The sequence below is a fragment of the Vibrio sp. 2132-1 genome (genome assembly GCF_033344315.1).
In genome coordinates this window covers 13850-29429 of record NZ_JAWPON010000014.1, presented here as the reverse complement: position 1 = coordinate 29429, position 15580 = coordinate 13850, and the positions used below count along the sequence as shown (strand labels likewise).

The window sequence follows — 15580 nt, the reverse complement described above, 5'->3', positions numbered from 1 at the left end:
AACTTATGCCTGCGTGTAAGTCGGTGTTACTTCATGGCTCACCACACGTGGTGAGCGTTCTAAAATTTTGGTATTTTTTGCTGCTTCTGCACCTAGAAACGTCGTGTTGGTTCTCGAACCTTCTTCATCATATTTCGCGACGTCTGAAAGTTTGATCATGTAGCCTGTCACGCGAATTAAGTCATTTGAAGTGACATTCGCGGTAAACTCACGATAACCAGCATTTAGTGCCCCTTTACATAAATTGAACATCGCTTCTGGGTTAGATTTCACCGTTTCATCAATCGTCAAAATATCGCTGATACCCGCACGATAATACTGATGATGCTTCGCCGTTGCTTGTACATAAGTGACAGGGTCTGGCTCTGCACCATAAGGCAGACGTACACCTGGCGTAACATCATGATCTAAGCTAATGCCGCCTTGTGCATGTAAGAGCGCTTTGCCATCTAAACCATATTTCACCGGGGTTGAGTCCACCAGTTTAGCCAGTGTTGCTGAAACATCATGAGCAAAAGTATTTGCTCGATCATTTTTTCCGTATCGCCCTATTTGCCCTTCTTTTTCAAATAGAAGGTTTACCGCTTCGGCCATGCCGTAAACGCCATACATTGGCGCGAAATAGGACTCTTTTATCAACCCTTCTTGCGTCAAAAAGCCTTGAAAGAAGTTCGATTTTTCATGCAAGTGCGTGCTTCTTGCGTTTATGAGCTCGACCATTAATCGATGGTAAGAAGGCAACGCACTGTTTAAGAAGTCGTTACAGTCTGATGCTCGTTTTGCAACTTCTTTTAAATTCATTCGCACCAATGTGTTCGAGCCACCTGCTAATGGAAGCGAGTTGTAGCAACTTACAATACCAAAGCGTGAGCCGTTGTAGGCTTTCGCGTGCATTGGGTAATTGGCGATATGCGGTTTACTGCATTCACAAATGTTCTGTGTCGCTTGACGAAGTAAATCATCAGGTGTAACTGTCTCGTCGTACATAAAGGTGAGATTCGGTGCGATCTGCTTGAGCTCCGCATCTACTTTTAAAACAGTGCGACAAATAATGTTGTCTGTCGGTCCGACATTCACATGCATAAACGCATCTGGCAATGTGCGATCCAGCATGATCCAAAAATGTTTTAACTTTTTGTAAATCTGGCTCTCTGTTAGGTCGCCTATGTAAGGCAACAAGACATCATCTAACTGGCCTAAGTAAACCGGAATGTTCGTTACCGAAGGAACATGATGGTAAATGATGGTCAGCATGTTCAACGCATCATCGAAATCATCAGCCGGAGACAACTCTAAATAGTCTGAGCCTTGCGATAGAAATTTAGCGTAATCAGGCAACACATAGCGAGGTTTAAACGGTGCATGACCTTCAAACATATCGCAGATGATGCCTTCATCCATTGCTTGTCTCAGTGATGGAGATATGGTCATGTAAGGAATGCACGCTTCAGCCTCTAAAGCTAAAAAACTCGACTTCTGTTTTGGAGAAAGACGGACGTCGGTCGCGATATCTAGAAAACGTTGTTGTAGTTTAGAAAGGCTTGTCATCTAAGATATTCCTACAAAGTAACCACAAGCCCACAAGACAAAATACGAGCTCTACCCCTAAAGAGTAACGTGATTTTACTCCTGCTTGGCTGTTGCCACTAATGAAAATAAACAAAACGTCTATTTCCATTCTGGAAATAAGACAAAGCTAAATTAGCGCATTCCAACTTACTATATGGGAAAACCTAACTGCGTACCGAAGTCTGTCTTATTTATCGGTTTGCCGTCGACAACATCACGCCTGCACCAATAAATACTCCCCCAGTCAAACGATTAAACAACTTCGCTCTTCCAGCGACAAACAACCAATCGGAGGCTTTTACCCCTAACAATGCATAAAATGTTAGCCAGCTAAGCTCAAAAACCACAAATGTAGACGCGAAAATCGCGTATTGAGACAGTAGCGGTGCGGAAGGTTCTATGAATTGAGGAAACAAAGCGGTGAAAAAGACTATCGCTTTGGGATTACTAGCGCCAACAATGAAACCACTAGTGAACGCGCTAAACGCTGTCGCGGAACTTTGAGTCGTTGCCGTTTTATTAAAATCTGTCTGAGATGAGCGCAACGCTTGAATACCTAACCAGATTAAATAAGCGGCGCCACACCATTTGATAATATTAAAAACTAACTCAGATGAAGCAATGACAACTCCCAGCCCGGTAAATGAGAGCGTAAGGATGATCGTAATCGCAGACAAACTGCCAAGCGCAGTCATGAAAGCAATACGAAACCCACTACTCACTCCTTTACTTAAACACAACAGTGAGCTTGGTCCTGGTGAAGCTGTGAGCACGAGAATAGCAAGAGTGTAAAAAATCCATGTATCTATTTGCATTGGCATCCCTTCCAGCAAAATGAGGTTTATAGCCCATTGTGTATAGAACTATTTTATCGCCCGGTTTCTATCCATGAAGCCGAGGTCTTAATAACCATCTTGCATCTAAACAACTTAGAAAAAATTAATAGATAGTTATGCAAATAAAATACGATCTACATGCAAGGATGTAAAGCCTGTTGTATAAGCTTATCTATTTCTCTTAATCATAAAAAGGCTTAGGATCGATCTCTAACGATGAAGGCGCGATCGCTCTTTCAATTTTGTACGCACTCGTTTTTAAATCCACCATCGTGACATCAATGTATCGTTTATACTTGCGGGAGTAGAAACATTTCACTTCTGGCTTTAATGCTTGAGATTCATTTGAAGACCAAACAATACCAACACGCCCATCGTTCAACTCGACAATGGAGCCGACGGGGTACATCCCAATGCAATTAATGAATTTGTAAACTAAGTCGGCGTCTAAATGAAATGGCGTTAGACTCAACAAGATTTTAAACGCTTCCGCAGAACTCATGCCTTTTTTGTAACAGCGATCAGCCGTTAGCGCATCGTAGATATCTACAATACAGCTCATACGGCCGTGAATTGGAATCTCCTCCCCCTTCAAGCCTCTAGGATAACCATTGCCATCTAACTTCTCGTGGTGCATCAAACAAACATCACGGCTTACGTCACTAAGTCCTTTTACGTGAAGGATTATCTCACCTGCGAACACTTGATGTAGCTTCATATGTTCAAATTCTTCAGGCGTTAGCTTCGCTGGCTTGTGCAAGATCTTATCATCGACTTTAATTTTACCTACATCATGAATAATGCCACCTACAGCAAGCTGTTTTAGCGTTGGCTTATCCAAGCCCAAGTACTTACCGAATGACACTAAAAGACAAGCGACATTGACGGAGTGTTCCAATAAGTAAGAGTCTTTTTTTCGGAGTGCAGAGACACACTGCAACGCATCTGAGTCAATCAAAACACTTTCAATGACATCGTCAGCCCAAGCTTCTACTTCATCAACTTCAATGATTTTTCCTTCAAAAGTTTGATTCAATAGTTTCTGCGCCAAATCTTTTGCTTCGGCGATCAGCTTTTTGGCTCGCTTGTGTTGGATGTCTCTCGAACGATAAGTTCGTTGACCCCTCTTAAAATCGGAGTGTTTCTGCTCTCGCGTCTCTTTAGTGGCATCAGTTGATTCATCTACAGGCTTGAAGACACACTGCTGCGAAGATAATGTTTGATCTACCCAAACATACTTTACGCCACTTGTAGCAAGCTTCTTAATGCCTTCAGGGCTAGATATCCGCCCTGCATTGGCTAAATTGACGCGCTTGTTGTGCTCTATCGCGGTAACAAACATACCAACGCCGATATCAGCGAGCGCAATTTTGATTGAATTTTTCGGATCGTACTGCATATAAAGAAGGCTTACTCGATATTAACGTCCGCATTATAAGAGATTTGATTACTTGGCGTGATAATAAATTTGAATTGATTACAATTAATGAGCATCCTGTCAATTAATAATCGGTCGCGCTCATTAAGTCCTTTTTGTTATTATGGTTTTATCCAAGATAACATATATACAAATGACGTTAGAAAACAGCACATTGATACCGACACAACTGAAAATAACTTTAGGATAATTATTCATAAATATTTATAGATTGCGGACGGCATCAATAACTGTATTTTATAAATGATTTTTACTGTTGACTATTTTTTATAAATGTCGATGATTAGCCGCCTAATCTTAGTATGTTATTAACCTAGTAGCGCATAAAATGATAGCCAAACAATTTGAACTGACACTTTTGTGATTGTAATGTACGCCAGCAGATCAACTCTATGTTATCAACCCCAACACTCATCTCTGATGCTAAAAGGCTCGAGGAGGAAATATCTTGACCACCATATTTGACCAACAAGTCTCAGATAGTGACCGAGAGTTCCTAAAAATCGTCGAAGAACGATTCATTCATATCTTCGATGTATTTAACGAAGGCCTCTTTTACATGGATGAGTTTGGCACCATGGTATTTTATAACAAGGGCTTTTATGAGCAGCTTGGTATCAACGCTGGTCGAATCAGCTTAGAGCAATGGTTAGACCTTGTTCACCCTCTCGATCGAGAAAGACTCTCCACTCGGGTCGATGCTCACATCATTACCAACAACACGAGGGTCACAACGACCTACCGCGTGCGTAAACCCAATGGACAGTACGTCTGGATTGAAGGCGTAGCCATGACCAAAGAAACAGAACATGGTCATTATATGGTTGGTAGCCACCGTGATATTTCTGAACGCAAGCTGATGGAAAGCTACATTCATCAAGTCGCATTTCATGACAATGCGTCAGGTATGGCTAATCGCGCCCATCTCTTGCTGGATATTGAAGATAGTGTGCGAGCCACCGATTCTTGTGCATCTATCTGTTACATTCAGATAGAAGAGATTAAATCTTACTTAAATCAATATGGCAGCGAGTTGGTCGATGGGTTAGTGGAAAAATTGCTACAAACTCTCAGTCACCTACCTTCTCCAAATAGTTCTGTATATCGCGTACATGATGATGACTTTGCGATTTTGATTCACGATGAATGCTCGGTAGAAACGCTGCAAAGTTATGCCGAAAGTTTAAAGGAAACCTACCACGAGGCAGTGATTGAAGAGGGCCAATACTTAGGAAGTAACATTAGTATTGGTTTGTATCCTTGCATAGATCCAAGTCACTCAGCAGAGGAAATATTGCGTAAAGCAGCACGAACTTGTCAGTACGCAAGCGAGCAGAATAAAGACCGTGTTGCGGTTTACAGTGAGAAAACTCAGCATGCCGTAGACCGTTATTTCTTTATTGAACAAGGTCTAAAAAGTGCACTAGAAAAACAGACATTAAGCGTTAAGTTTCAGCCAATTATTGACGCCAAAAGCTCAAAAGTAGTGAGCTTCGAATCTCTGGTTCGCTGGCGTAGCAAAGAGTTTGGCGAAATTTATCCAGACGAATTCATCCCCGTGGCAGAGAACAAAGGTTTGATTGTCGAACTCGGATATCAAGTCTTTGCCAAAGCGTGTGAATTTATCAAAAACTACCGTGAGCGTTACCAAAACCAAGTTCGTGTAAACGTGAATGTTTCTGTACTTCAGTTAATGAATAGTGAATTCCCTGCGCGAATTAAAGCCATGGCGGATGAGGTTGGTGTCGATCCTGAGTCTATTGTGTTGGAACTAACAGAAACGTTTATTTTGGATAATAATCAGACAGCCATTGCCCCTCTGAATACCCTCAGGGAACTAGGATTTGCACTCTCTCTGGATGACTTTGGATCCGGTTACAGTTCATTAAATAGCTTCTTCGACCTCCCGATGACACAAATCAAAATTGATAGGTCGATGGCGTGGAAAACACTAACCAACCGCTCTTCACAAGAATATCTGAAGTTTCTTATCACTATGTGCCAGGAAAATAATATTGAAGTAGTGATTGAGGGAATTGAAGACGCCAAAATGTGTGAATTTTTTACCGAAATGGGCGTCGATTATCTGCAAGGTTATTGGTTCTCTAAGCCACTTTCTGTTGCCAGTGCAAGCCGCTATTCGTTGAGTTAAGCATACTAGAGCAATATTCCGCACGGCCACGTTAAACATGCTGAACTATTCACTATAGATTTCAGACACTAACTGGCCGTGACGAAAACAAGCTTAATGTCCCCCGATTAACGTAGACGTTCAAACACCACACTCTGATCTAAATGTTCGTGATACTGAGTGTAATCTAAGCCCACATCAAAGATATATTGGGTCACCAGGTTTCTAACGCACTCTATTAATTGGCTTGCTTGCCATGGTTTTTCAAAGTAGCGATCAATGCCTGCGGAGTTGATCGCATTAATCGTATCGGTGTGCGTCGCTTGCCCGGTAAGAAGCACTTTCCTCGTAAAGCCAAAACGACCGTCCCTTGATACATCGGTCAGCAGCTCTACTCCCGTTTTACCTGGCATCACATGATCGGAAATAATCAATGCGATCATCTCGCCTTCTGCATCAAATTCATCCATCAGTTCTAGAGCCTCACCCGCTGATTCGCAGTCTTCGACATTCAACCACTGATTTAACGGCTCTAAATCTTGTAGAACCGCGCTTAGTACCTCTCGTTGGTCATCAACGCAAATTACATTAAGCTTCTCCATGTTCACCCTCTACTGGTAACTTGATTCTAAAAATCGTTTTTTCACTGTCGCTCTTTACTACAATAGAGCCGTTATATCCGGCGATAATGCGCTTCACAATCGACAGACCTAACCCTAAACCAAACGACAATCCCCCCTTTTTAGTGGTGAAGTTTGGCCGGAAAATTTTTCTACGTGTCGCTTCATCAATTTCTGGTCCGTTGTTAGCAATCGTGACCAAAATTTTACCCTTACTCTCCCGAGTATGTATTTCGATACCGGGTTTCTCCGTTTCACCAAGTGCATCGCACGCATTCTTTAAGATATTTACCCAAACTTGGACGAGTTCGGTTTGAGAACCAATAAAAGCAGGTAAATCCGCAGGGCTAAAACGAACACTCACTCGTCTTAAGTCACTTTGCAATAGAGCCAAGGCGCGATTGATTGAATCATTGATGTTAATCGCTTCATCCAAGTCGATATCCGTGCGCCCCAATTGTTTTACGGATCGCACAATGCCAACGGTATGTTTAGAAGCGATGCGTAAGTCATGGAGATCTCGCCCCATTTGCCAGAAACGTATCGCTTCTTCTGGTCTTTTTAGCCAATGTTCTGAAAGGAAGTTATTTGGAACGGCTCGCGCAAGATCACGAGCAACCTCCTTGGTTAAACCGTAGTATTTTTCGAAGTGGCGCCCCCGCTTTCTCGCTTCGCTAGAAGAGACTTTCTGCCCTTGCATTAAACCAAAATCAAAAAATTGACTCGCTTCCGGATGAACTTCTTCAAGCAGTTCCATGATAACTGTCTCTAGCCGTTCTGATTTACTGCTTACAACGCCTATCGCATTGTTCAACTCATGAGCAATACCCGCTGCAAGCTGCCCCAACGTTGTCATTTGCTCTGCGGTATGAAGCTTTTGTAGCGCTTTTTCTTTAGCTAATGCCTCTTGCATTGCACGCCGTTGACGACGAGATAATTCGTTAACCATCACAGGCATAAATTGTGTCGTCAATGGTCCGTATGTCGCCTCTTCCACGGCGGGCGTATCACGCTGTATCCAAGCCAATTCAACATCGGTTTGAGCAATCACTGTCGAAGAGGCAGTCCACGTACCAGAAAAGAAACTGTGTACGCCAATAAACGCACCTTGAGACGCAGAAAATACCTGAATCGGTTTCTTGTCATCTTCCGCGTAATACCCCGCCAGTTCTCCCGACAGCACATAGTACAAGCGATCGTTGTAGCCAGCTTGCTCAATAAGCACCGACCCGGATAAAACCGTTAATCGGCGTTCAAGGTGATTAAAGTAGCGTTGTACTAACGCGTCTAACTTCGTTTCGTACATGGGTTATCCAATATGCCCAACAGTATGTAAAATCCACACCATCACAAAACTGAGTAATACGCCAATCACGCCTAGCACGGCACCGATACGAGCCATTTGGCCACTCTCGACATGCCCTGTTGCATGAGCTAACGCGTTTGGTGGCGTACTGATTGGTAACGACATACCGAGTGAAGCAGCAAATGTCACGACTAAGATCAGAGTAACTTCACCGCCGAGAGGCGTTAGCGAAGCCATAGAAGTACCCAGCGCAGCCATAATCGGCATCAGCAAGTTTGCGGTGGCTGTATGCGACATAAAGTTTGCCATTAACAAGCACAAGAAAGCCGCACCAAACAAGACAACATATGGCGAGAACTGATCAAACGGAATGCTGTGTACCACCAGCTTCGCAAGCCCGGTTTTATCTAGAGCAAGGCCCAGAGCAATACCGCCTGACACCAACCAAAGCACATCCCAAGAGATTTTCTTCAAGTCTTCTTTGTTGATGATGCCCGTCAATGAGAACACTGCGACCGGAATTAATGCTACTGTGTAAGAATTCATTCCATGTGCAGAACCCATCAACCAAAGAATAATCGTGCCGGCAAAGGTGACGTAAACCATTATTGCTTTGGGTGTTTTCAAAAACTTGCTTTTAATGTTCAGATCGATGGTGGTTTGTTCGGCTTTATATAAAAAGCCAATCAGAAACCAAGCTAACGCCATCATCACAATAACGAATGGCACACCAAATACCATCCATTCACCAAACGTAATTAAGTTGTCACCAACCAAATATTTTAGGGCGATGGCATTCGGTGGCGTGCCGATTGGAGTACCAATGCCACCAATGTTGGCTGCAACAGGAATACACAAGGCGAATGCAATTCGACCTGGGTCTTTAGGCCCGAAAACCGCTATCACAGGGGTTAAAATGGACAACATCATCGCTGTTGTTGCGGTGTTTGACATAAACATGGAAAAAACAGCGGTGATCAGCATCAACCCCAGCATAACGAACTTTGGTTTTTGTCCAAATGGTTTGAGTAACACTCGGGCTAAGTTGACATCTAACCTGTACTTTGTCGCCGCCATAGCCAAAAAGAAACCGCCGAGGAAGAGCATGATAATCGGACTAGCGAAGGTCGCCATTATCTCGTTGTATTGTAATAGCTCACCAAAATGTGGCTGCCCTTCTTGCAAACGAAAGAGCACAATACCTTTATTTGATACAAGCAATAGCTCTAGGACAATGATCACAACCGAAGTGGCGTAGATTGGAATTGGCTCGAATACCCAGCAAAGTGCGGCAAGCAAGAAGATTGCAATCACTCTTTGCTGGACGATAGTAATGCCATCAAATGGGAACGCAGAGAGAGGCATCAACCAAACAAGCAATGGTATCAATGTTGGAACAACGTATTTGAGATAAGGGCGCATAGTACTACTTCTCTTCCTGAGATGGTTAGCCAGACACATTTGGCGTTTGGAACGCTATTACCCGCCGCAAAACCAAAACTTTCAGACTGTTTTAAGCCTTCAGAGACGAAATGCGGTAATGGCGTTCCAGAGAAGATTATGTACACTGTTTTCAAACAAAACGTTGGTGCGAGATCAATGAACTCGTTTTCACATTGGAAAACATTTTATATCTGTGTTCAAGCTCACTATTTAAGTTAAATATACTTTTCCATCATAAAGTTAGTTAAGGTTTCTCCCCTAACCTCAACACGTTGTCGAGACTTAACTGTGAAACCCATTTTCTCGTAAAAAGGTCGGGCGGTAATACTCACTTCAGAATACAGTCGTTTTATCCCCTGTACTTTTGCCTGTGAACAAAGAAAAGACATCAAATCACGACCAACACCTTGTCCTTGGTATTCATGATGGCAAAAGAAATGATCAATCAAACCGTCACCTTGCAAATCACAATAGCCAACGACCTGCCCTTCTATCTCCGCGACGTAGGGTTGAATATCGTCCATTTTGCGTTGCCACACATCGAGGTCAAAATCTGATGGTGCCCAAGCGGAAACTTGTGATTCAGTGTAATCGCGACGATTAATGACTCGCACAGTATGGTAAAAGAGTGCCCACAGTGTTGGGGCATCCTCGGTGCGATAGCAGCGTATTGAGAGCATCAATTTCCTCATTCCTATTCAATAAATACTAAGCATTAACGCAAAGTGATACTAGTGAACTCATCATTTTCAATGCCAATCACTAAAGGCTTCCCAATCTGATTACTGTTCATCAATACGGTAGTATTCAGCTCACGGCTTGATCTGCGTATATTGCTTTTTCTTATGATATGAATATTCACAATATAATCGGAATACTCCTTTGTGATTCCGCCGGAAAATTCTACGTGCTCACTTTCATTGTCTCGGACAACATGAAATTTTCGATTGGCTTGAATATCAGTACTGATGGAGGAGTCACCATAGTTCAGCACAACGGACGTTGGTTCGCTATCTTGATTGGCAAAACAGCCAAATGCGAACATGCTTAATGCGAGTATACTTTTTGATTTAAACATTAATTATTCTATTTCTAGTTATTTTTCTGCTATTTGCATGACCAAACAGCACTTGTTCTGTGAGCGCCTATTGTGCCATAGCTGAACGCTGACTCTAAACGCGCAAAAAGATGAGCGATGAAAATTCCGCCCAAAACAAGCAAATGCGAGACAATGTGAGGGTCCCAAACTCACTCAATTAGTCAAAATCCACTGTAAACCTCTGTTTTTTAATGTTTTTAATTCATGTGGCCGTGTAAGGAATACATACAACCTCTTACTTTTTCATACGCAACTAGACGAATCGTTCGAGAAATACGGCATCGTCTATGCCACATGTTACAAATCGGCTTACCTTATTATTACGTATGAACTGGAATTATGGCACTAACTTCCCTCTCTCTTTTAATAAGGAGAAGATTTGAACAATCAGACTTGCCACGTTTTTATAGCTAAAATCAATAGAGCGTTACCAGCATCGGTTGGTCTAGGAGCAATAAATGAAAGACCCTCTCAACTTTACTCACCTTGTAAAAATTTGGCTCATGTCAATCGCGGTTATGCTGGGTGGATGCACTCAAGGAGATTGGCGTACCGCAAGCAGAGAACCTGCGGGTATCGCACCCGATCCTTCCAATGTCAAGCATGCTGTGATTGAGTTTTACGCCGCAGACGCGTTTGGTTGGCGAGGCTGGTTTGCCGTTCATACATGGTTTGCAATAAAGCCTGAAAATGCGAACGAATATACAGTGTATGAAGTAGTCGGCTGGAGAGTGAATCGCGGACAACCCGCTCTATATCAGTACCAAACTGGGACGCCAGATCGATATTGGTATGGTGCAAAACCAGAAAAGATCCTCTCCATACAAGGTGAAAAGGCCCGCCAGCTTATCCCTAAAATACAAAGTGTGATTAACCAATACCCTTGGGCTGAAGAATATACGCTGTTTCCAGGGCCAAATAGCAATACATTTCCGGCTTGGGTGGGTAAACAAATTCCAGAATTAGAGCTGAACTTGCCGTTTCGCGCAATTGGTAGCGGTTACGCCAGCGATTAACAGCAAAGGTTAGTCACTGGCTCGTTTTATGTTCAGCATAAAGCGCAATATCTATTGTGCGTCGTCACCCAACTCCGTTCTATTTCTTCCATTATGTTTCGCTTTATAAAGTGCATTATCGGCGTCTTTCATTACCGCTTCAATTGGTGTGTCATTGCCTTTCCAGTGAGAAACGCCCAACGAAACCGTGACCTTACCAACGACTTGGAAGTCATGTTGTTCCACGTTGTGTCTAATACGCTCTGCAACATCCATAGCGTGGTTTACGTCTGTTTTTTCCAAAAACATCATAAACTCTTCACCGCCAGAACGACACAGCTGATCATTAGAGCGAGCTTGGTCTTTCATTAACTGCGCAAACTCTCTAAGTAAATTGTCACCCACGTCATGGCCATAGTTATCGTTTACGCTCTTAAAGTGGTCAATATCTAGCGCCAAAACAGAGAACGCGGTATTTTCCTGCTTAAACAAACCAAGAACTTTATCTAATCCACGTCGATTCAATAATCCAGTCATCGAATCTGTTAATGTATCCAGTTGCAGCTTATCAATGGTTTTTGACACGATACCAAATGCTTTAAGAAAGCTAAGCTTCAAATGTGAGACCTCAAAATACCAAGACTTAACCAGTTTGAGATCATCGATAGAGGATGAATGTTCTTCGACACCTCGCACAGCACCAGCTAACTGCCAAAGTGGTCTAGAAATAAGAAGGGACAAGAACCAAATTAGCAACAAAGTTAATAAACCAATTGGAATCGACTTAAGGAAAACATTCCACATCTGTTCATCTAGCACAGATAACGTCATCGATTTCGGGCGCTGAGCAACAATTCCCCATCCTGATGACTTTACTGGTGCATAACCAGCAAGCATTTCGACGCCGCGAGAGTTAACAATTTCTTTGTTACCGCTCTGCCCCATCGTCACCGCTTTGATTGCCTCATTATCGTCGATTACTTCACCAACTCTCGATTGATCTGGGTGATAAATCAGAGTATTACTCTCATCGACAACGTAAAGGAAAGAACCATCTTTGTATGCGTGCTGGCTGAGTAACTCTGCGAGAATATTTTCTTTTTCTAGATAAATAGTGCCGCCGATATAACCTAAATATTCATTAGATTGAGAAAATATAGGGTATGAGATGGTTAACAAGTAATTTCCAGCTGGCGATATAAATGGTTCAGTAACAACCGGTGCTTGAGCGTTTAAAGACTGGCGTTTTCTTTCACCCACTAACCTTACACCTTTAACCTGAAGTGTTTCAGGGGATACAGAAATAATAACCCCTTTTGCATTAACGACAACCACAGAGTTAAATGATTTGGTTTGCGTTCTTAATCTCTCAGCCTCTTTATCAAGAAGTTGAGCGTCATGCATCTTGTCTTTTAGCACGTTCGCACTGTATTTTAGCTGCGACATTGAGCTTTCTATGAAAGAGTCTGTCATTTCAGACATTTTTTGGGCGTAAACACGGTTTGATTCTAACGTGTTATTGATGATGAGATCCCTTTGAACACGATAAATCGAGTAGAATGCGTTGATCAAAGTGACAAGCACACTGAACACACATAGGGTGACAATAAGATTTCTAAGATTGAGTTTTTCTTTTCTTCTAAAAGACATTGCCAATGGCCAACTTTGAAGGCTTTCTATATAAATGAGCGTATAGGTTATATGAAATTGATTTGATTTTCAGGTAGTAAGTTGGGATCAATGTTAATATTTGCTCACATTAAAGAACACTTTATGAGCTAAAAAGAGAATTCAGTAGCACGATAAAGAACCGTGCTACTTTCATATTTGGCGTTTAAGAGGGTTTTGTCTCTGTCATCGTTTTTAATATATCCACAACTAGCTGATGATCATCTAACTGCGGTAAACCCGATACCGTCACAACCCCAACCAAACCAGACCCAGAAAGCCGAATTGGGAACGCGCCACCATGAGCACAGTACTCACGAGCATCGAGATGAGGCTGATTTTCGAAATCACGTTGCTTTTGCTTGTTGTACAGAGAAAGATAGTAAGAGCTGTGGCCATACCTTAATACTGAGTTTCGCTTCCTACGGACCCAATCTAAATGATCAGCACAGGTTCCTGCCATCGCGTATTGAAATAGCGTTTGTCCAAAGCCGTAAACCTCAATAGCAACAGCCGCGCCGCGAGCTTCAGCCTCTTCTTTTAGAGCGAGGCCGATAGACCACGCAATATGATGATTAAATTCCGCCAACTGAAGTTCATGCTCTTGCCGGGCCACGAGTTCAAGCGTCAAACTCATGGTTTCACCTGAATCGTTTTACCCGTTTTACTGCTTTCCAATGCCATCTCAATCAGAGCGATATTCTGTACTGCTTGAGCGGCAGGGACCGGGTTATCAGTGCCCAAACGAATGGCGTCTGCCACACCAACAAAGTAAGCTTGGTACGCGCCTCTCTCCGTTTTGATAGTTTGCGCACCGTCTTCGTCGTAACGGACTCCGTATAACGCCTCATCTTCTTCCGACCAAGCATCGTTTTCCGGCAAACGGCCTTCTTTTAAGTAGCCCTCTTGAGGATCTAATCCGAACTTTTCATATTTAGCTTCCGTACCCAATACTTTGTATCGGAGATTCGGCTCTGGGCTATACAAGTTTGAATGCAAGTGCACAATATGCTCAGGGTAATGAAGTATCAAGTTGTAATAATCAATCGTCGTCGCGCCCGGACGCATCATTCGACATTGTGCGTCTATCGCATCTGGCAAGCCAAACAACACCAATGCTTGATCGAGAAGATGAGGAGCAAGGTCGAATAGAATACCACCACCATCTTGAGCTAGCTCTCGCCATCGTTGACGAACTTCAGGGCGGTAACGGTCAAAGTGTGACTCAAACAGCTTTATATCACCTAACTTACCTTGTTCGATAAGAGATTTAACCGTGAGAAAATCTCCATCCCAACGTCTATTGTGAAAAACGCTCAGCACTAGACCTTTCTCTTCCGCCAAGGCGATAAGTTCATTACCGTCTTCTATACGAGTAACAAACGGTTTCTCGACGATGACGTGTTTCCCATTGTTCAACGCACGCTTTGCAAGTTCGTAATGTACGTCATTTGGCGCAGTAATGATTACGAGTTCTGCATCACTATCATCGAGTAAAGTATTCGCATCAGAAAACCACTTGGCATCTGGCCAATCATTTTGAACCGCCTCCTGTTGACGAGAGCTTATCGCGCTCAGCGTTAAATTTGGTAGCGCTTTAATGAAGGGTAAATGAAACGTTTTTGCTGAATATCCGTAACCAATCACAGCGGTTTTTACGGGATCGTAAGCCATTCTAAGATTCCTTATTTCGGTGACACAACAATACATTCAATATCATTGTGATCGAGGAGTTGTTGAAAATCTGATTGAGGGGGATGATCGGTAATAATGATGTCGATCTTTGACAAATCACATACGTGGTGGAAATTGTCGCTACCAATTTTTCGGGATTCACAAACGACGATGACCTGCTGAGCTTGAGCAATCATCGCTTCTTTCATTGTAGCTTCTAACAAACTATTTGTTGTCAGCCCTCGGGATGTCAATGCACACACGCCAATGAACGCTTTGTTCACGTGATACTGCTGCATTTGCTGCTCTGCTTGCGCCCCTAAAACTGCTCTGGCATAAGGGTCAAAGTGTCCGCCTAAGAAATGAACGTCCATTGTGTCGTTTGTTTCAGCAGCGGTCAGTACATCAATGCTGTTAGTAACGACGTTGAGCTTGTTTTCTCCACAACGCGCTTTTCCTGCATAGAGTGGGAGCAGAGACAAAATGGTGCTGGTATCAATAACAAGATGGTCGCGCTCATCCAACAACGCTGCGGCAGCTTGAGCTAGTCGATGTTTAACGTCACTCACGGGTCGACTCGCGTATGCCTCGGTATGGGAAGAGATCGGCGCAAGCATGACACCACCTCGTATTCTTTGTAACCCAGGTTGCTGACTCAACTTAACTAAGTCTCGACGAGCTGAATCTCGCGAGATACCAAAGTACTCACAAACTTCAGACAACGTTACTTTATTTTGCTGATCCAGCTTCGCTCTGAGCGCTACGAGTCTTTCTTCTTGTGTCATAACTTAAATTCACTTA

Annotated in this window: 14 protein-coding genes; 2 read left to right on the top strand and 12 right to left on the bottom strand. The window is 43.0% G+C overall.

Annotated elements, in window-relative coordinates; all coding sequences use genetic code 11:
* Positions 1-3: 3 nt before the first annotated feature.
* The 3 genes from R8N47_RS16230 to R8N47_RS16220 form a co-directional block, all read right to left on the bottom strand.
* On the bottom strand, positions 4-1548 hold the full coding sequence (locus tag R8N47_RS16230; RefSeq protein WP_064353883.1) for a YjjI family glycine radical enzyme: 1545 nt from the start codon (positions 1546-1548) through the stop codon (positions 4-6).
* Positions 1549-1760: 212 nt separating this feature from the next.
* On the bottom strand, positions 1761-2384 hold the full coding sequence (locus R8N47_RS16225) for a LysE family translocator (protein ID WP_025766704.1): 624 nt from the start codon (positions 2382-2384) through the stop codon (positions 1761-1763).
* A 202-nt stretch (positions 2385-2586) separates the two neighbouring features.
* Positions 2587-3804, bottom strand: a complete 1218-nt coding sequence (locus R8N47_RS16220; RefSeq protein WP_025766705.1) for an HD-GYP domain-containing protein — start codon at positions 3802-3804, stop codon at positions 2587-2589.
* A 487-nt stretch (positions 3805-4291) separates the two neighbouring features.
* Between R8N47_RS16220 and R8N47_RS16215 the strand changes: the two genes are divergently transcribed.
* Positions 4292-5995, top strand: a complete 1704-nt coding sequence (locus R8N47_RS16215; RefSeq protein ID WP_005377743.1) for a putative bifunctional diguanylate cyclase/phosphodiesterase — start codon at positions 4292-4294, stop codon at positions 5993-5995.
* A 107-nt stretch (positions 5996-6102) separates the two neighbouring features.
* Here R8N47_RS16215 and R8N47_RS16210 read toward each other — a convergent pair whose 3' ends face one another.
* The 5 genes from R8N47_RS16210 to R8N47_RS16190 form a co-directional block, all read right to left on the bottom strand.
* Positions 6103-6576 (bottom strand): response regulator, encoded by a 474-nt coding sequence (locus R8N47_RS16210; RefSeq protein ID WP_064353882.1) that lies wholly within the window; start codon positions 6574-6576, stop codon positions 6103-6105.
* Complete coding sequence (locus R8N47_RS16205) at positions 6563-7900, bottom strand: ATP-binding protein (protein ID WP_005389108.1); 1338 nt, start codon at positions 7898-7900, stop codon at positions 6563-6565. The genes R8N47_RS16210 and R8N47_RS16205 overlap by 14 nt, the downstream gene beginning before the upstream one ends.
* A gap of 3 nt (positions 7901-7903) precedes the next feature.
* Positions 7904-9322: an SLC13 family permease gene (locus R8N47_RS16200; RefSeq protein WP_017634015.1), complete on the bottom strand. Its 1419-nt coding sequence runs from the start codon at positions 9320-9322 to the stop codon at positions 7904-7906.
* Positions 9323-9558: 236 nt separating this feature from the next.
* Positions 9559-10023 carry a GNAT family N-acetyltransferase gene (locus R8N47_RS16195; RefSeq protein WP_064353881.1) on the bottom strand — a complete coding sequence of 155 codons (465 nt, stop codon included), beginning with the start codon at positions 10021-10023 and terminating at the stop codon, positions 9559-9561.
* 35 nt (positions 10024-10058) lie between these two features.
* Positions 10059-10421 (bottom strand): hypothetical protein, encoded by a 363-nt coding sequence (locus R8N47_RS16190; RefSeq protein WP_064353880.1) that lies wholly within the window; start codon positions 10419-10421, stop codon positions 10059-10061.
* 479 nt (positions 10422-10900) lie between these two features.
* Here R8N47_RS16190 and R8N47_RS16185 point away from each other — a divergent pair, with 479 nt between their 5' ends.
* Positions 10901-11458, top strand: a complete 558-nt coding sequence (locus tag R8N47_RS16185) for a DUF3750 domain-containing protein (protein ID WP_064353879.1) — start codon at positions 10901-10903, stop codon at positions 11456-11458.
* Positions 11459-11509: 51 nt separating this feature from the next.
* Here the strand turns inward: R8N47_RS16185 and R8N47_RS16180 are convergent, their stop codons facing one another.
* From R8N47_RS16180 to R8N47_RS16165, 4 genes are all read right to left on the bottom strand, one after another.
* Complete coding sequence (locus tag R8N47_RS16180; protein ID WP_064353878.1) at positions 11510-13087, bottom strand: sensor domain-containing diguanylate cyclase; 1578 nt, start codon at positions 13085-13087, stop codon at positions 11510-11512.
* A gap of 184 nt (positions 13088-13271) precedes the next feature.
* Positions 13272-13742, bottom strand: coding sequence for a heme-degrading domain-containing protein (locus R8N47_RS16175; RefSeq protein WP_005389124.1), 471 nt, complete (start codon positions 13740-13742; stop codon positions 13272-13274).
* On the bottom strand, positions 13739-14779 hold the full coding sequence (locus R8N47_RS16170; RefSeq protein WP_005377752.1) for an oxidoreductase: 1041 nt from the start codon (positions 14777-14779) through the stop codon (positions 13739-13741). The genes R8N47_RS16175 and R8N47_RS16170 overlap by 4 nt, the downstream gene beginning before the upstream one ends.
* An 11-nt stretch (positions 14780-14790) precedes the next feature.
* Positions 14791-15564: a DeoR/GlpR family DNA-binding transcription regulator gene (locus tag R8N47_RS16165; protein WP_064353877.1), complete on the bottom strand. Its 774-nt coding sequence runs from the start codon at positions 15562-15564 to the stop codon at positions 14791-14793.
* Positions 15565-15580 lie beyond the last annotated feature (16 nt).